Below are 18,176 nucleotides of genomic sequence, written 5' to 3'. Positions count from 1 at the left end.
GTGTGCCCGGCTCGGCGCCTGCCGCCTCCGCCGTCCCCGCCGTATCCGCCGTCTCCGCTGTCCCAGGTATTCCCGGTGTTCCCGGTATCGGCAGCCCGTTCACTATGTTCTTCTCCCCTCGCACGGCCTGGCCCCGCCACGGCCCGTACTCCCGCGCGTCGAGTGCGCGCGTATGGCGCAAGATAATCACACCGCGAGCAGGGGTGAGTGCTCCGGAATGTCACCGTTCGGTCCCAACACCCGTCTCCTCCCGTCCCGTGACGCCCCGTACCGCCCCGGTGGTCGCGTCCGGGACGGCGCAGGTCAGCTATGGGGCGAGGACGGAACCGGGCGGGAGGACGAGAACGGCGGGCGTTGCGCGTGGGGTTCGAGGGCCGGGGGCGTCGTGCGGAAGAGGTGCGACAGGCGTCCGCTCAGCGGAGCGCCGAACCCGCTGTCCACTCCTCCCAGTTCATGTTCCAGCCACCCAGCCCGTTATCCGGAGCGACCGTACTGTCCTGGGAATTGACCACTTCCACCACGTCTCCGATCAGAGTCCTTTCGAAGAACCATCCCGCCGGGGTGTCCGTTCCGCCGCCCTTGCTGTCGCGCAGACCGACACAGCCGTGGCTGACGTTCTTGGTCCCGAAGGTCTCGGCCGACGCCCAGTAGTTGCCGTGCAGGAACGTCCCGGACGTGGTCAGCCGTACCGCGTGGGGCACGTCCTTGATGTCGTACTCGCCGCCGAAACCGACCGTCCTGCCGTCCATGCGCGTGACGTCGAACAGCTCGGAGACCACCATCTTCCCGTTGTACGTGGTGGTTCCGGGCGCGCCCGCCGTGATCGGCAGCGTCGAGGTCAGCGTCCCGTCGCGCCACACCCGCATGGTGTGCTCCGCCGCGTCCACGAGCGACACCTGGGAGCGGCCGATCGTGAAGCCGACGGTCTTGCGCTGGATCCCGAACACGCCGGGCGCCGCCTCGACGTCGCGCAGGCGCAGCTCGACGGTCACCCGGGTGCCGGGCCGCCAGTACGTACGGGGCCGGAAGTCGAGACGGTCGTCGCCGAACCAGTGGCCGACGATCTCCACGGGGGGCTCCGAGGTGACGCTGACGGCCCGTTCGACGGCCGCGCGGTCCTGGATCCTGCGGTTGAAGTCGAACGAGACGATCATGCCGGTACCGACCGTGGACCGGTTCTCCGGCGCGAAGTAGCCGATGAACCGGTCGGTGGGCACGAGCGTGGTGAAGGTCGTGTGGCGGGCCGAGCGACGGCCCTGCCGGTCCACGGCGACCGCGTCGACGCTGTACTTGGCGGCCAGCGCGACCCTCGCGCCGGGCTCCGGGGTCCAGGACCGGCCGTCCGCGGAGAGCCGCCCGGGCAGGTCCTCGGGGGTGGCGTTCTCGATCTGCCGGACCTCCACCCGCTCCAGCCGGCCGTCCGCCACCCTGACCTCGATCCGGTCGGTGCGGCCTACGCCCCGGGCGCCGTCCTCGGGAACGACCCGGATCGTGTCACCGGGAGCGCTTGCCTTGCCCTCGCTGAGGGTCTGCCCCTGGGAGCAGCCCGCCAGGCAGGCGACCACCCCGGTCATCAGTCCTGCCCATGTCAGAACGACGGCCATGCGGGCGCCGGCCCGCTTCAGTACGTGTCTCACGCCCCGCCCAACGACCACCCCCCTCCCGGGGAAACGTGAGCGGGGCGCTCCTTGCGGGCAGAACAGGGAGGAGGACCGCGCGAGGGGGCGACGGCCGGGACGCCGTAGGCACCGATCCGCGGGGTCCGCGAGCCGCGGGAGGCCGGAAGGTGGCGAGCGCAGCCGAGCGTCGGTCAGTGCCGGAGGCACTGCGAGGGGCGGTACGGGAATCGGCCGGTGGGGTCGTCGGGGGCCACGCCGTGGACATCGGGAAGCCGAGGGAGGAAGGGGAAGCGCCCCGGGTGATCCGGCAGAGGCCGGCCCCGCCCGTGGTCCGGCCCGGCTCGCCCACTCCCCTGGGCGCGCGCTACCGCGTGGGCCCCGACGGCGTGGCGGGCACCAACTTCGCGCTCTGGGCGGGCGGCGCCGAGGCCGTCGAGCTGTGCTTGTTCACCGAACGCGACGGGCCGGCGGGCGGCGAGGACGTCGAGACGCGTCTGCCGCTGACCGAACTGACCGACGAGATCTGGCACGGCTTCGTCCCCGGCGTCCGGCCGGGCCGGCGGTACGGCTTCCGGGTGCACGGCCGCTGGGACCCCTGGACGGGCGCCCGCTGGAACCCCGCGAAGCTGCTCCTCGACCCGTACGCCCGCGCGGTCGACGCCGCCGGGGGCAATGACTACGGCGCCCTGCCGCCGGAGGTCTACGGCCATGTGCGCGACTGGCCGCAGCAGCACGTCGCGGACACCGTGCGCGACGAGCGCGACTCCGCCCCGTACGTGCCCAAGGGGGTCGTCGTGCACGACGGCGTGCCCGGAGACGCCTGGGCCGACGACCGGCGGCCCAAGACGCCGTGGGCGGACACCGTCATCTACGAGCTGCACGTGCGGGGCTTCACCAGGCGCCACCCGGGCGTGCCGGAGGAGCTGCGCGGCACGTACGCGGGCCTCGGCCACCCCGCCGCCGTCGGCCATCTGCGGCGGCTCGGGGTGACGGCGGTGGAACTGCTGCCCGTCCACCAGTTCGCGCACGAGGACCATCTGCTCCGGCGCGGCCTGCGCAACTACTGGGGCTACAACTCCATCGGCTACTTCGCCCCGCACGCGGCCTACGCGGCGAGCGGCACGCGCGGGCAGCAGGTCGAGGAGTTCAAGGGCATGGTCCGGTCGCTGCACGCGGCCGGGATCGAGGTCATCCTCGACGTGGTCTACAACCATTCGGCGGAGGCGGGCGAGCGGGGGCCGACGCTCTCCCTGCGCGGGATCGACAACCGCGCCTACTACCGGCTGCCGGCCGACGCCCGGCGCTACGCGGACTACACCGGCTGCGGGAACACGCTGGACGTGGGCCGGCCGCAGGTGCTGCGGCTGATCACCGACTCACTGCGCTACTGGGTCACGGAGATGGGCGTGGACGGTTTCCGCTTCGACCTGGCGGCGGCCCTGGCCCGGTCCGGGCAGGGCGTCGACATGCTCTCGCCGTTCCTCGCCGTGATCGCCCAGGACCCGGTGCTGCGCCGGGTGAAGCTGATCGCGGAGCCGTGGGACGTGGGGGCCGGCGGCTACCAGGCGGGCGCGTTCCCCCCGCTGTGGACGGAGTGGAACGACCGCTACCGCGACGCCGTGCGGGACTTCTGGCGCGGCGCGCTGCCGGACGTACGGGACCTCGGCTACCGGCTGTCCGGGTCGAGCGACCTGTACGCGTGGGGCGGCCGGCGGCCGTACGCCTCCGTCAACTTCATCACCGCGCACGACGGCTTCACGCTGCGCGACCTGGTGTCGTACGAGCGCAAGCACAACGAGGCGAACGGCGAGGGCAACCGGGACGGCACGGACGACAACCGCTCCTGGAACTGCGGCGCGGAGGGCGGGACGGACGATCCGGGCGTCGCCGCGCTGCGCCGCCGGCAGCTGCGCAACCTGCTCACCACCCTGCTGGTGTCGACCGGGGTGCCGATGCTCGTCGCGGGCGACGAGATGGGCCGTACGCAGCACGGCAACAACAACGCGTACTGCCAGGACAACGAGGTGAGCTGGCTCGACTGGTCGCTGCTGGACCGGCCGGACGAGGAGGGCGGCGGACGGGGCCTGTACGGGCTCACCGCGCGGCTGCTGGCCCTGCGGCGGGCCCACCCCGTGCTGCGGCGCAGCGCGTTCTTCTCCGGCCGGCCGCAGGCACCGGACGGGCTGCGGGACCTGGCCTGGTTCACCCCGCGCGGCACGGAGCTGACGGAGCGGGACTGGTACGCGCCGACCTCGACCATCGCGTTCTTCCTGTCCGGACGGGACATCCCGGGACGGGACGCGCGCGGACGGCGGATCGTGGACGACAGCTTCCTGACGGTGCTGCACGCGGGGGCGGAACCGGTGGAGTTCACGCTGCCGGGGCCGCCCTGGGCGGAGACGTACGAACTGGTGGTGGACACGGCGCGGGAGGAGCAGGAGGAGGCACCGGGGACGGTGTGCCCGGCGGGTACGACGGTGACGGTACCGGAACGGTCGGTACGACTGTTCCGGGTGCGGCGGTAGGCCGGCCGGACCGGGCCGAGCCGGACCGGGCCGAGCCGGGCCGAGCCGGGCCGGGCCGAGCCGGGCCGGGCCGGGCCGGGCCGAGCACGGCGAATGCCTCACCCCGCTCAGCCGATCGGTTGATATGGCGGTACGGCCACGAGCGCCGGCCGGGAAAAACGCGTGGGCGATGTCAGTGGCGAACCGTAGGCTCGCGGGTGATGACGACCACAGACGCGGAGACGAACGAGAGAGGCCCGACAGGCCGGGACCGAGCCCCGGGCCAGGACCACGACCACGACCAGGCCCGAAGATGTCCGGACGGATGTCCGGGCGGGCCCGACGGGCCTGCGGACGGACGCCCGGCCCAGCGGCCGGACGGGCCCGGCGCGCCGCCCGGCGAGCAGGCCCCTCGTCGGTCCTCCTTCCGCTCCCTGCTGCGGCTGTGGCCGTACGTACGCCCTGTGCGGGTACGGCTGTTCGGCGCGGCGTTCGTCGCCATCGTCGCGTCCTGCCTGGGGCTCGTGATCCCGATCGTCCTGAAGTGGATGGTGGACGGGCCGGTCACGGACCGGGACCTGCGTGGTGTGTGGTTCGGCGCGCTGATCCTGCTGCTGCTCGGCATCGCCGAGGCGCTGCTGTTCGGCCTTCGGCGGTGGCTGGTGGCCCGGCCGCTGGCCGGTGTGGAGGCGGCGATGCGAGCCGATCTCTACCGCCATCTGCAGCGGCTCCCGGTGTCCTTCCACGACCGCTGGCCATCGGGGCAGCTGCTGTCGCGCGGGACGACCGACCTGATGCTGCTGCGGATGTTCCTGGCCTTCCCGCTGACCTTCCTGCTGGTCAACGGGACGACCATTGTCGTCGGATTCGTCATCCTCTTGATGCAGGACTGGTCGCTCGGGCTGGTCCTCCTGGCGCCGGCCGTCCCCCTGGTGGTTCTGCTGTCGCTGTTCGAGGCGCGGTACTCCCTGGTCGCGCGCCGGGCGCAGGACCAGGTCGGTGATCTGACCACGGTGGTCGAGGAGGGCGTTCTCGGCATCCGGGTCGTCAAGGGGTTCGGCCGCCACCGCAGCCAGTCCCTCGCCTTCCACGCGCTGGCCGAGCGGCTGCGCGCCACCGAGCTGGTCAAGGCCCGGCTGCTGGCGGGCATCTGGGCGCTGATCATGACCATCCCGGAGCTGGCGATCGGCGCGGCGCTGGTGCTGGGCACGATCCAGGTCGCGGACGGCGACCTCTCGGCGGGCACGCTCGTCGCGTTCCTGTCGACGGCGCTGGCGCTGCGGTGGCCGGTGGAGTCGATCGGCTTCCTGGTGGCGATGAGCCAGGACTCGGCGACGGCGACCGAGCGGTTCTTCGAGGTGATGGACGTGGCGGAGGAGTCGGACGAACGGCCGGGGACATGGCCGGACGAACTGCCGGACCAGCGGCCGGACCAGCGGCCACGTGAACGGCCCCCCGGGCGGGAGGAGGGCGCGCGCCCGGAGCGGGACGGAATGCGGTTCGAGGGCGTCACGTTCCGCTACCCGGACGCCGACGCGGCCACGGCGCCCGTCCTGGCCCGCGTCGATCTGCACGTCCGGCCCGGCGAGACGATGGCCCTGGTGGGCGCGACGGGTTCGGGCAAGACCACGCTGACCGCGCTCGTACCCCGGATGTACGACGCGACCGAGGGCCGGATCACCCTGGACGGCGAGGACATCGCCGCGATGGAGCGCTCGCGGCTGCGGAAGCTGGTCTCGGTGGCGTTCGAGGAACCGACGCTGTTCTCCGCGAGCGTCGCGGACAACGTGCTGATGGGTGCGGCGGACGCCGGCGACGACGCGTTGGCGCGGGCGCTGCGGGTGGCGCAGGCGGGGTTCGTGCACGACCTGCCCCAGGGGACCGCCACCCAGGTGGGTGAACAGGGGCTGAGTCTGTCGGGCGGCCAGCGCCAACGGCTCGCCCTGGCCAGGGCGGTGGTGGGACGGCCGCGCTACCTGGTCCTGGACGATCCGCTGTCGGCGCTGGACGTGCACACGGAGGCCCTGGTCGAGGCGGCGCTGCGCGAGGTGCTCCAGGAGACGACGGCCCTGGTCGTGGCCCACCGGCCGTCGACCGTGCTGCTCGCGGACCGGGTCGCGCTGCTCTCGGGCGGCCGGATCGCGGCGGTGGGCACCCACCAGGAGCTGCTGCGGAGCAGCGAGGAGTACGCGTGGCTGATGTCCGGCGCGCGCCACGACGGGGAGGCGGGGCCCGGGGCCGCGACCGCGGCGGACCGTGCCCCGGCCGCCGTCACCGCCCCGGACGCCGATGACATGGCGGACCGCTCCGCGGACGACTCGGCGGTAGAGGAGAGCGTGCGATGACGACACCGGCCACCACCGGGCCGGGCCCCGGCTCGGGCCCGGGCTCCGCCCCCGCCGGGCGGGCGACGTCCGCGGCGGCCGCCGACACCGGGGCCGCCGAGGCCACCGAGACGGCCGAAGCCGCCGGGACGACCGGGACAACCGGTGCCACCGGGGCCACCGCCCCGGCCGCGTCCGGCGACCCGTTCGACCGGGACGATCTGCCCACTCCCCCGGGCGCCACCGGCGCCCTCCTCCGGTCGCTGCTGCGCGCACGACGGGCGAAGGTGATCGTCGCCGCCGTCCTCCTGCTGTTCCAGCAGGCCGCCGCCCAGGCGGGCCCGCTCCTCGTCGCGTACGCCATCGACCGGGGCGTACCCGCCTTCCGCCACGGCGACCACGGTCCGCTGATCGCCGTCGGCACGGGATACCTGATCTGCGCGGTGGGCTCCGGCGTCTTCCAGTACGCGTTCATCCGGGCCTCGGCCCGGCTCAACCAGGACGTGCTGCTCGATCTGCGCGGCCGGATCTTCCGTCACGCGCAGGCCCTGAGCGTGGACTTCCACGAGCGTTACACCTCCGGACGGCTGATCTCCCGCTCGACCACCGACGTCGAGTCACTGCGCGAGCTGCTCAGCGAGGGGCTGCAGGAACTCATCGGCGTTGTCCTGGCGTTCGTGTACATCTCGGCGATGCTGCTCTACCTGGACGTCGGACTCGGCGCCCCCGCGGTGCTCTCGTTCGTGCCGCTGTACCTGCTCGTACGGCTCTACCAGCGGCGGGCGGGCCGGATGTACACCCTGCGTTCCACCGCCATCGCGGCGGTGATCGTGAAGTTCGCGGAGACCGTCAACGGCATCAGGCCCGTACGGGCCTTCCGCCGCGAGAGCGCCAACGACAAGGACTTCCGGGCGCTCAACCACACGCACGAACGCGCCAACGGCGGGGCGCTGCTGGAGATGGCCCGCTACGTGGTCGGCTCGCGCCTCGTCGCCAACACCGCCGTCGCCGCCATCGTGCTCTGGGGCGCGTACCGGGTCGCGACGGGCACGCTCGCCCTCGGCGTGCTGGCCGCCGCCGTGCTGTACCTGCGGCGGCTGTACGACCCGATAGACCGGCTGGGGATGTTCCTGAACTCGTACCAGTCCGCCGCCGCGTCCCTGGAGAAGATCGCGGGACTGCTGGCCCAGCGGCCCTCGGTCCCGGAGGCGAAGGAGCCCCGGCCGCTGCCCCCGCGCGCCGGGGACCTGCCCGGCCGCACGGCCGTCTTCGACGGCGTGAGCTTCGCGTACCGCACGGGCGGCGAGGTCCTGCCCCGGTTCGACCTGACGATCCCGGCCGGGCAGACCGTGGCCGTGGTCGGTTCGACGGGCGCCGGCAAGTCGACGCTGGCCAAGCTGCTGGCCCGCTTCTACGACCCGTCGGCGGGCCGGATCCTGCTCGACGGTGTCGACCTGCGGGCGCTGTCGACGCCCGAGCTGCGGCGCGGGGTGGTGATGGTGACACAGGAGGCGTTCCTGTTCTCCGGGACGGTGGCCGAGAACATCGCGATCGGCAGCCCGGACGCCACCCGGGAGGAGATCGAGCGGGCCGCCAGCGCGATCGGCGCCCACGACTTCATCAGCGGTCTGCCCGACGGGTACGACACGGACGTGCGCAAGCGCGGGGGCCGGATCTCCGCCGGTCAGCGCCAGCTCGTCGCGTTCGCCCGGGCGCTGCTCGCGGATCCGGCGGTCCTGATCCTCGACGAGGCGACCAGTTCGCTCGACATCCCGGGCGAGCGCGCGGTGCAGCGCGCGATGGACACGGTTCTGCGCGGCCGCACGGCGGTGGTGATCGCGCACCGCCTCTCGACGGTCGAGATCGCGGACCGGGTGCTGGTGATGGAGCACGGCCGGATCGTGGAGGACGGCCCGCCGCGGGAACTGATCGCGGGCACGGGCCGCTTCGCGGGCCTCCACCGCGCCTGGCGCGAGAGCCTGGCGTGACGACGTGGTGAGAGGCTTCGCCGGGCGGTGCGGTACGAGGAAAGGCGCGTTCCCGTGCTCCTGCTGCTGATGTCCGACACCCATCTGCCCCGGCGCGCGGGGCGCCTGCCCGACGAACTGCTCGCACGGGCCGAGCGCGCCGACGTCGTCCTGCACGCGGGCGACTGGGTGGACGTGGCGACCCTGGACCTGCTCGAGGCACGGGCCCGGCGGCTGGTCGGGGTGTGGGGCAACAACGACGGCCCGGAGCTGCGGGCCAGGCTGCCCGAAGTGGCGCGCGTCGAGCTGGGCGGGCTGCGCTTCGGTGTCGTACACGAGACGGGGCCCGCCCAGGGCCGCGAGCGGCGGTGCGCCGAGCGGTTCCCCGGCCTCGATGTCCTGGTGTTCGGCCACAGCCACATCCCCTGGGACACGACCGCGCCGGGCGGGCTACGGCTGCTCAATCCCGGTTCGCCGACGGACAGGCGCAGTCAGCCGTTCCGCACCTACATGACGGCCGAAGTGGCCGATGGGCGGCTCACCGAGGTCACGCTGCACCGTCTGCCGCCCCGGCACCCCTGAACACCGGCCCGCGCGGGCCGGCGCGTGGCCACGGAACACACGGCACACCGCCCGGTCGAGTGCGCGACGAACCACCGGACGAAACGCGCCACAAAGCCGAGCGGCCGACCCGTACCGCGCCGCCGCCCCGCTCAACGCCCCGTTCACAATCGTCAACCCACGCCACGGCAAGCCCACTTGCCGCACCCTCGCCTCTTCGGCCCGCGATGAACGCCCGTCGGCGCACACGTGATGATCGACGAAACGTCCGCTTAACGAACAGGCAATTTCGGGCAGCGAACCATTTCCGGCCAACTTATTGACGCGCCCCTGACATGAGTGCGTTCCTGCTGCGACTCTTCCCCCGTCCTTCGCTCCGCCCCGCTCCACCGGCACCGCGTGCACCGTCCGGGCGGCCCACCGAGCCGCCCGGTCCCCCCCCTCGCAGAAGGAGTCCGCGTGAGACCCACGCCCAGCCGTCGCGCCACCGCGACCGGCGCTCTGATCGCCGCAGCGGCCCTGCTCTCCGTCGGCGTGCAGGCCGGCACCGCCACCGCGCAGCCGGACCGCGCGCCCACCGCGCCGGTCGCGGGCAAGGCCGACCCCGGGGCCCTGCCGCGCGACCTGTCGCCCGCGCAGCGCGCCGCGCTGATCCGCGAGGCCGACACCGCCAAGGCCGAGACCGCCAGGAAGCTCGGCCTCGGCGCGCAGGAGAAGCTCGTCGTACGCGACGTCGTCCAGGACGTCGACGGCACCACCCACACCCGGTACGAGCGCACGTACCAGGGGCTGCCGGTCCTCGGCGGCGACCTCGTCGTCGCCTCCTCCGAGGCGGGCGCCCCCGAGTCCGTGAGCAAGGCGTCCACGGCCGTCCTCAGAGACGTCGACACCACGGCGGACATCGCCCCGGCCGCCGCCGAGAAGCAGGCGCTGGGCGCCGCCAAGGCGGAGGGTTCGACCAGGACCGAGGCCGACCGCGCGCCGCGCAAGGTCGTCTGGATGGCGCAGGGCTCCCCCACCCTCGCGTACGAGACCGTCGTCGGCGGCCTCCAGCACGACGGCACCCCGAACGAGCTGCACGTCGTCACCGACGCCGCCACCGGCGAGAAGCTCTACGAGTACCAGGCCGTCCAGAACGGCGTGGGCAACACCCAGTACAGCGGCCAGGTCACGCTCGGCTCCACGCTGTCCGGCTCGACGTACAACCTCACCGACGGCGGCCGCGGCAACCACAAGACCTACAACCTGAACCGCGGAACGTCGGGCACCGGCACCCTCTTCTCGAAGTCCACCGACACCTGGGGCAACGGCGCCGCCTCCAACCTGGAGACCGCGGGCGCCGACGCCGCCTACGGCGCGGGTCTGACCTGGGACTACTTCAAGAACGTGCACGGCAGGACCGGCATCCGCGGCGACGGCGTCGGCGCGTACTCCCGCGTCCACTACAGCAGCGGTTACGTCAACGCCTTCTGGCAGGACAGCTGCTTCTGCATGACGTACGGCGACGGCTCCGGCAACGCCAAGCCGCTCACGTCCATCGACGTGGCCGCCCACGAGATGTCCCACGGTGTCACCGCCAACACCGCCAAGCTGGTCTACAGCGGCGAGTCCGGCGGCCTGAACGAGGCGACGAGCGACATCTTCGCCGCGGCCGTGGAATTCTGGGCCGCCAACCCCAGCGACCCGGGTGACTACCTCGTCGGCGAGAAGATCGACATCAACGGCAACGGCACGCCGCTGCGCTACATGGACAAGCCGAGCAAGGACGGCGCGTCCAAGGACTCCTGGTACTCCGGCATCGGCGGCGTGGACGTGCACTACTCGTCCGGCCCGGCCAACCACTTCTTCTACCTGCTGTCCGAGGGCAGCGGCGCGAAGACCATCAACGGAGTCTCCTACAACTCCTCGACCTCCGACGGGCTGCCGGTGACCGGCATCGGCCGGGCGAAGGCCGAGCAGATCTGGTTCAAGGCGCTCGCCACGAAGTTCACCTCCACCACGAACTACGCGGCGGCCCGTACGGGCACGCTCGCGGTCGCGGCCGAGCTGTACGGCACCACCAGCGCCGAGTACAAGTCCGTCCAGGACGCCTGGGCCGGTATCGCCGTGGGCGCCCGCCCGGGCGGGGGCACCGGCACGGGCCAGACCTTCGAGAGCACCACGCAGGTCGCCATCCCGGACAACGGCGCGGCGGTCACCTCGTCCCTCACGGTCAGCGGTGTCACCGGCAACGCCCCGTCCTCCCTCCAGGTCGACGTCGACATCACCCACACCTGGCGCGGTGACCTGGTCATCGACCTGGTCGGGCCGAGCGGCGCCACGTACCGTCTGAAGACCAACAGCGGCAGCGACTCGGCGGACGACGTGGTGGAGACCTACCTGGTCAACGCCTCGTCCGAGGTCGCCAACGGCACCTGGCAGCTGAAGGTCCAGGATGTGGCGTCGCAGGACACCGGCCGGATCAACGGGTTCAAGCTGACCTTCTGACGCTCGGACGCTCAGACGTTCTGACGCTCGGAGCTTCCGGCCTTCCGGCCTTCCGGCCTTCTGGCCCTCTGCCGGATCTCCCTCTCGCGAGGAACCGCCCGGGGTGTACGGACACCCCGGGCGGCCTCGCGTCCATGGCCGGGAAATCGCGTGTGCGGCATTCCGCTTCCCGCACGATTTCTCTTACGCGATACCACGGTCAGCGGCCGGGGTCCGCGGCCCGGACGAGCTGACGCAGCGCGCCGTGGAAGACCTCGTGGTCGGTCACGGCGGGCACGATCGCGGCGAGGTGCCCGGTCAGTACGGGGAACTCCTCGGGATCGAGCGAGGCCAGCGCCGTCCGGGTCAGGGCCATCGATCCCTTCGGGTCGCGGTGGTCGACGAAGGTCGCGCTCCCCAGCGTGAGCAGGTACATCCGCCGGTAGGCGGCGATCGCCTCCCCGGCCGTCATGCCCGCGGCGAGGCTGTCGGCGAGCTGCGGCTCCACCAGCCGGCCCAGCAGCCGCGGGCCGAGCCAGGGCCGGGCGCCCCGCAGGGCGAGCAGGCCGGGGTGGGCGACCAGCACCTCGTACAGGCTGCGGAACCGCTCCTCGGTGGCCTCCGCCCAGCCCGTGCCCGGCGGGATGTCGGGCAGCTCGGCCGCGAGCTGGTCGGCGCACAGGTCGAGCAGGCCGGCGAGGTCGACGCACCGGCGCTGGACGGTGGCGTGCGCGACGCCGAGCCGCGCGGCCACCGTACGGAAGCTGAGCGCTCCCGGGCCGTCCCGGTCGAGGAGGGCGAGGGCCGCGGCGGCGATGCGCTCGGGGGCGGCAGGGTCGGTGGAAGCCATTTGCCCGGTCATGCGAGCCAGCGTACGGTACACCGTATCGCAGACGGAACGGAGCGGTCTCATGCAGGGCTGGGAACTCACCTACGACGAGGTCAGGAGGGCCGTCGGGCGCATCGCCGGACAGGTGCGGCCGGTGACCGTCGCGCCAGTGGAGCCGGGGGCCTACGGGACGGGGGCCTACGGGACGGGGCGCCGGTCCGGCGATCCGAATGCCGGAGGCGGGGCCGGGGGCGCGTCCGGCGGCGGCTCGCCTGTCGCGTCCGTCGGCCGGGGGAACGCGACGGGGGAGGCAGAAGACGGGCCCGGGGCCCCGGCCCGGCTCTGGCTGGCCCTGGAGCACCTCCAGCACACCGGCAGTTTCAAGGCGCGCGGCGCGCAGAACTTCCTGCGCGCCCACCGCGAGGCCGGTGCCCTGCCGGACGCCGGGGTGACGATCGCCTCGGGCGGCAACGCGGGGCTCGCCTGCGCCTGGGCCGCGCGGCAGCAGGGCGTACCCGCGACGGTGTTCCTGCCCGAGACGGCTCCCGCGGTGAAGGTCGGGCGCCTGCGCGCGTACGGCGCGGACGTACGGCTCGCCGGGAACACCTACGCCCAGGCGCTGGCCGCGTGCGAGGACTTCGCCGCGACGGCGGGCGCGCTGCGCTCGCACGCGTACGACCACCCGCTGATCGCGGCAGGGGCGGGCACCCTGCTGGAGGAGATCCACGAACGGCTGCCGGACCTGGACACGGTCGTGGTCGCGGTCGGCGGGGGCGGCCTGTTCGCGGGCGTGGCCACGGCGGCGCGCGAGCACGGCGTACGGGTGGTGGCGGCCGAGCCGGAGAACTGCCGCGCCCTGAACGCCGCGGTCGAGGCGGGCCGGGTGGTGGAGGTGCCCGTCGACTCGGTCGCCGCGGACTCGCTGGGCGCCTCGCACGCCTCCCCCACGGCGCTGGCCGCCGCGCTCCACGGAGACGTGCGCTCCGTCCTCGTACGGGACCCGGAGATCACCGCGGTCCGCCGCGCCCTGTGGGACGACCGTCGGCTGGCGGTGGAACACGCGGCGGCCACCGCCCTGGCGGCCCTCACGAGCGGCGCGTACCGGCCGGAGCCCGGGGAGCGGGTGTGCGTGGTGCTGTGCGGCGCGAATACGGATGTGACCTCGCTGGCGCGAGAGGCGTGAGAGACCTGAGAGACGCGAAAGATGTGAGAGATGCGAGAGACGCGAGAGACGCGAGAGACGCGACAAGTGGCGCACCAGGCCTGACCGACGGCGTGAGGGCCGCCCCGCGCGAACGGCTCCGCAGGCGGCTTCCGGCCACTTGGCTTGTCAGGACACGTGTCACGTAGCGTGGCCGGGCTGAAAGGAGCACCTGATGAACTCACCCGTCTCCCGCCTGGTCAAGGCCATTCCCCCATCCGCCGCCCCGCAGCCGAAGGACTGGCAGCAGGTCGAGACCCAGATCGGCGCCTCGCTGCCGAACGACTACAAGGAGCTGGTCGACGCCTATGGCGGCGGGGTGTTCGACGGCACGGTGTGGCTCCTGGAACCGTGGTGCGCCAACAAGTACTACGACCTGGTGACCGAGAACAAGGAACGCCCGCACGTCCTGGAGCGCCTCTGGTCGTTCGGCGAGCCGAAGCCTCCCGAACTCGAAGAGGACGGCACCCGTGTCATCGCCTGGGCGCTGACGGAGGCCGGGTCGTATCTGTACTGGCTCGTGCGCCCCGGGCAGAAGCCGGACGAGTGGACCGTCATCCTCAACGGTGCGCACGGCCCCGAATGGGAGACCCACGAGATGGCGTGCGGGGAGTTCCTGGAAGGCGTCCTGCTGACCGGGAGCGTGGCGTCGGACTACTGCGGACAACTCCCGGCCGGTTCACACGAGTTCCGACCCAGCTCCGCCTTCGTGTGAACTCGGGGACGGCGCGGCGACACGCGGTCGCGCCGTCTCCCCGTCCCTGACGGAAGCCCCGTGGTCGAGCGCGCCGCACCGCGCGCTCACCACGGGCCCGGCGGCCGCCGGCGCTCACGGCACGGCTTCGAGGCCGCGCCCCCTCACCTCAGCAGGACGCCCGCGCCCTCCCCCGTCGCCTCCGTCGGCAGTGTCACCAGGCCCAGATCCGCCCCCGTCGCGAGCAGGGGGTGCGTGGGCAGCACCCGGACCGTGTAGCCGTACGGGCCCGTGCGGTCCAGCGCGAGCGGGCCCTCGTACACCCAGCGACCCTCCATGTCGGGCCCGGCGGCCGGTTTGAGGGGGAACGTGCGGGCCTCCGCGAGCGCGTCGTCCGAGCCCACCCGGCCCGCGACGGCCTGCACCTCCACGTCCTCCGGGCGCAGTTCACCGAGGCCCACGCTGACCCGCAGCGAGAGCGTGGAGCCCAGCTCGGCCCCGCCCGCCGCGCCACCGGACGAACCACCGCAGCCGCCGGGCCCGCCACCGGGTGTGCCGGCCGCCACCGCCTCGACGTGGTCGACCGAGACACGCGGCCAGAGCGTGCGCGTACGGTACTTCCAGGCGGCCAGCTCCGCGGCCGTGCCGGCGTCCAGCGCCCGGTGGGCGCGGGCGGCGGGAGTGTACAGCCGCTCCACATACTCGCGCACCATGCGTCCCGCCAGGACCTTCGGCCCCAGAGTGGTGAGGGTACGGCGCACCATCTCGATCCAGCGGCCGGGCAGTCCCGTCTCGTCGCGGTCATAGAAGCGGGGTGCGACCCGGTCCTCGATCAACTCGTAGAGCGCGCCGGCCTCCAGGTCGTCCCGGCGGTTCTCGTCGGTGGAGAGGCCCTCGGCGGTGGGGATGGCCCAGCCGAAGTCCGGCTCGAACCACTCGTCCCACCAGCCGTCCAGCACCGACAGGTTGAGACACCCGTTGAGCGCGGCCTTCATGCCGCTCGTGCCGCACGCCTCCAGGGGGCGCAGCGGGTTGTTCAGCCACACGTCACACCCCGGGTAGAGCTTCTGCGCCATGCCCATGCCGTAGTCGGGGAGGAAGACGATGCGGTGCCGCACCCGGGCGTCGTCGGCGAACCGCACCAGTTCCTGGACCAGCCGTTTGCCGCCGTCGTCCGCCGGGTGCGCCTTGCCGGCGACGACGATCTGGACCGGCCGGTCGGGGTGCAGCAGCAGGTCCATCAGGCGGCTCCGGTCGCGCAGCATCAGCGTGAGCCGTTTGTACGAGGGGACCCGGCGGGCGAAGCCGATGGTGAGGACGTCGGGGTCCAGTACGCCGTCGATCCAGCCCAGTTCGGCGTCCTGTGCGCCGCGCAGCCGCCAGGACGCGCGCAGGCGCTCCCGTACCTCGGCGACCAGTCGGGCCCGCAGCTCGCGGCGTACGTTCCAGATCTCGGCGTCGGGGACCCGGGCGAGCGCGTCCGTCGGCCCGGGGCCCGGCGCTTCCGGGGCGTCCGCGGGTCCGCCCTCCGCCGCCCGAGGCGCCCCGGCCGCCCCGTCGCCGTGCCTGCCCAGCGCCGTCCCGTCACCACGCGTGCCCAGTGCCGCGATCTCCGGTGCCACCCACGTCGGCGCGTGCACCCCGTTGGTCACGGAGGTGATGGGCACCTCCTCCGGGTCGAAGCCCGGCCAGAGCCCGGCGAACATCCGCCGGCTCACCGCGCCGTGCAGCGTGGAGACACCGTTGGCCCGCTGGGCGAGCCGCATTCCCATCACGGCCATGTTGAACAGCCTCGGGTCGCCGCCGGGCTGGGTCTCCAGGCCGAGGCCGAGCACCCGGTCCACGTCCACGCCGGGCAGTTCGCCGTCGTCCCCGAAGTGCCGGGCCACCAGCGCGCGGTCGAAGCGGTCGATCCCGGCGGGCACGGGCGTGTGCGTGGTGAAGACCGTCCCGGCCCTGACCGCCTCCAGCGCGGCATCGAAGCCCAGTCCGGCGGCCGGGGCCGTACCGGAACCGCCGCGCCCGTCCTCCGCCCCGGTGGGCGTCGTAGCCCGGGTAGTCCCCGTACCACCTCCGGCACCCGCGCCGCCCCCGGCGGTTCCGCCGGTCACCAGCTCCCGGATGCGCTCGAGGCCCAGGAACCCCGCGTGCCCCTCGTTGGTGTGGAACACCTCGGGCGCCGGGTGGCCGGTCAGCCGGCAGTACGCCCGTACCGCCCGCACCCCGCCGATGCCCAGCAGCATCTCCTGGAGCAGCCGGTGTTCACTGGCGCCGCCGTAGAGCCGGTCGGTCACGTCCCGCTCACCCGGCCCGTTCTCCTCGACGTCCGAGTCGAGCATCAGCAGCGGCACCCGTCCGACCCGCGCCTGCCAGACGCACGCGCGCAGCGACCGGCCGCCGGGCAGGGCCAGCACCACCTGCGCCGGAGCGCCGCCGTGTTCGCGCAGCAGCGTCAGCGGCAGTTCGTCCGGATCGAGGACCGGGTACTGCTCCTGCTGCCAGCCGTCGCGCGAAAGGGACTGGCGGAAGTATCCGTGCCGGTAGAGCAGTCCGACGCCGATGAGCGGAACGCCGAGGTCGCTGGCGGCCTTGAGATGGTCACCGGCGAGGATGCCGAGCCCGCCGGAGTACTGCGGCAGGGCCGCCGTGACCCCGAACTCGGGAGAGAAGTAGGCGACCGCCGCCGGCAGCTCCCCGCCCTCGCCGTCGCGCCGCTGGTACCAGCGGTCGCCGCGCAGGTAGGTGTCGAGCCCGGCCGCCGCCGTGGCCAGTCTCTCCAGGAAACGGCGGTCCGCGGCCAGTTCGGCGAGCCGGGCGGCGGACACACCGCCGAGCAACCGCACCGGATCCCCGTCGGCCGCCCGCCAGCCGGCCGGGTCGACCGACTCGAACAGGTCACGGGTCTCCGTGTGCCAGGACCAGCGCAGGTTACGGGCGAGGTCGCTGAGCGGTTGGAGGGGTGCCGGCAGGACGGGGCGGACGGTGAACCGACGAATTGCCTTCACGTGTTCCACCTTCGCAAGGACATACGAGTCGCAGCGGACATATGAGCGGGACATATGAATCGAGCGGGGCCACACGGACGCGCCCCGGACACGAGCACAAGCACAAGCGCGGGCACGGGTGCGGGTGCGGGCACGGGCACGCATACGAGCGCGGGAGCGCACCCCGTTGTGCGCCCGCCGTCTGTCCGACGTTAGCCTCACCCCGCCCTGCGCAAACACGGCGCATTCGCGCACTCACCCCCGGGTCTTCGCGCCCTTCCGGGGCAACCGACACAGCAGTGGGTCGCGTTCGGCCCCGTGCCCACGGCTCGGCCCACGGTCCCCCGGAGCAGTTACCGGGTGATCATCATTACGTCCTAGTAGTTAACAAACCGCCGGATTGCCCACCCGAACAGAGTGGGAAGGCTCCTCCGGTACGCACGGCGCACAGCACGCTCAGGCGCACACGCACGGCTCGTGCCGCACACCCGCACGGCACTGCCGCACGGCACGCCCAGGGCTCATATGCACGGCGCACACGGCACCGGACCGGCGCGCGAACACACCACGCGCGACCCCTCGCGCGACGGCACGACGCACGGCAACGCCCCGCACGACGCACGACAACGCCCCGCACGGCGACAGCGCACGAGAGCACGCGACACGACGACGCGATTCGTGTGTACGGCATACGAGCGCGTCACCACACAATTCCACCGCTATTCGAGTGAACGCGGACAGGAGCGGCCATGCCCGCAGCCTCCCAGTCGTCTACCGAGCAGCTACAAAGAACACCCGGCCATCACACCGGAGCCGGTCCGCGGGCCGATTCCGCTCGGCCTGCCACCCGTGCCCAGCCCGATCCCCCACCGGCCCCGCTCTGCTCGCCACGCCTGCCACGCCTGCCATCACCGCAACACCCCTCACGCCTGCCGCCTCCGCTTCCCCCGGCGGGCCTGCCACATCTGCCACGTCTGCCTCGCCCGGCCCATCTGTCATGCCCGTACCACCCTCGTCAGGTGATCCA

General features: G+C 73.0%; 10 protein-coding genes. 7 read left to right on the top strand and 3 right to left on the bottom strand.

Annotated elements, in window-relative coordinates; genetic code table 11:
* Positions 1 to 413: 413 nt before the first annotated feature.
* Positions 414 to 1,637, bottom strand: coding sequence for a L,D-transpeptidase (locus ACU6P3_RS24420; RefSeq protein WP_447194119.1), 1,224 nt, complete (start codon positions 1,635 to 1,637; stop codon positions 414 to 416).
* Between the two features lie 149 nt (positions 1,638 to 1,786).
* Here ACU6P3_RS24420 and glgX point away from each other — a divergent pair, with 149 nt between their 5' ends.
* From glgX to ACU6P3_RS24395, 5 genes are all read left to right on the top strand, one after another.
* Positions 1,787 to 4,144, top strand: a complete 2,358-nt coding sequence (gene glgX, locus ACU6P3_RS24415) for a glycogen debranching protein GlgX (protein WP_447194118.1) — start codon at positions 1,787 to 1,789, stop codon at positions 4,142 to 4,144.
* A gap of 422 nt (positions 4,145 to 4,566) precedes the next feature.
* A complete protein-coding gene (locus ACU6P3_RS24410; protein WP_447198055.1) occupies positions 4,567 to 6,468 on the top strand; it encodes an ABC transporter ATP-binding protein in 1,902 nt (633 codons plus the stop codon).
* Positions 6,465 to 8,435: an ABC transporter ATP-binding protein gene (locus ACU6P3_RS24405; protein ID WP_447194117.1), complete on the top strand. Its 1,971-nt coding sequence runs from the start codon at positions 6,465 to 6,467 to the stop codon at positions 8,433 to 8,435. Before ACU6P3_RS24410 ends, ACU6P3_RS24405 begins: the two co-directional genes overlap by 4 nt.
* A gap of 54 nt (positions 8,436 to 8,489) precedes the next feature.
* Complete coding sequence (locus ACU6P3_RS24400; RefSeq protein WP_447194116.1) at positions 8,490 to 8,996, top strand: metallophosphoesterase family protein; 507 nt, start codon at positions 8,490 to 8,492, stop codon at positions 8,994 to 8,996.
* A gap of 438 nt (positions 8,997 to 9,434) precedes the next feature.
* On the top strand, positions 9,435 to 11,462 hold the full coding sequence (locus tag ACU6P3_RS24395) for a M4 family metallopeptidase (protein WP_447194115.1): 2,028 nt from the start codon (positions 9,435 to 9,437) through the stop codon (positions 11,460 to 11,462).
* Positions 11,463 to 11,661: 199 nt separating this feature from the next.
* Here the strand turns inward: ACU6P3_RS24395 and ACU6P3_RS24390 are convergent, their stop codons facing one another.
* Positions 11,662 to 12,303, bottom strand: coding sequence for a TetR/AcrR family transcriptional regulator C-terminal domain-containing protein (locus ACU6P3_RS24390; protein WP_447194114.1), 642 nt, complete (start codon positions 12,301 to 12,303; stop codon positions 11,662 to 11,664).
* 49 nt (positions 12,304 to 12,352) lie between these two features.
* Between ACU6P3_RS24390 and ACU6P3_RS24385 the strand changes: the two genes are divergently transcribed.
* Complete coding sequence (locus ACU6P3_RS24385; protein WP_447194113.1) at positions 12,353 to 13,453, top strand: serine/threonine dehydratase; 1,101 nt, start codon at positions 12,353 to 12,355, stop codon at positions 13,451 to 13,453.
* A 193-nt stretch (positions 13,454 to 13,646) separates the two neighbouring features.
* Positions 13,647 to 14,186: an SMI1/KNR4 family protein gene (locus ACU6P3_RS24380; RefSeq protein ID WP_447194112.1), complete on the top strand. Its 540-nt coding sequence runs from the start codon at positions 13,647 to 13,649 to the stop codon at positions 14,184 to 14,186.
* Between the two features lie 143 nt (positions 14,187 to 14,329).
* Here ACU6P3_RS24380 and glgP read toward each other — a convergent pair whose 3' ends face one another.
* Positions 14,330 to 17,170: an alpha-glucan family phosphorylase gene (gene glgP, locus ACU6P3_RS24375; RefSeq protein WP_447194111.1), complete on the bottom strand. Its 2,841-nt coding sequence runs from the start codon at positions 17,168 to 17,170 to the stop codon at positions 14,330 to 14,332.
* Between the last annotated feature and the right edge of the window lie 1,006 nt (positions 17,171 to 18,176).

Source organism: Streptomyces hebeiensis (assembly GCF_052983195.1).
Note: the sequence above shows the minus strand (reverse complement) of the source record. Positions and strands in the feature narration are given on the sequence as shown.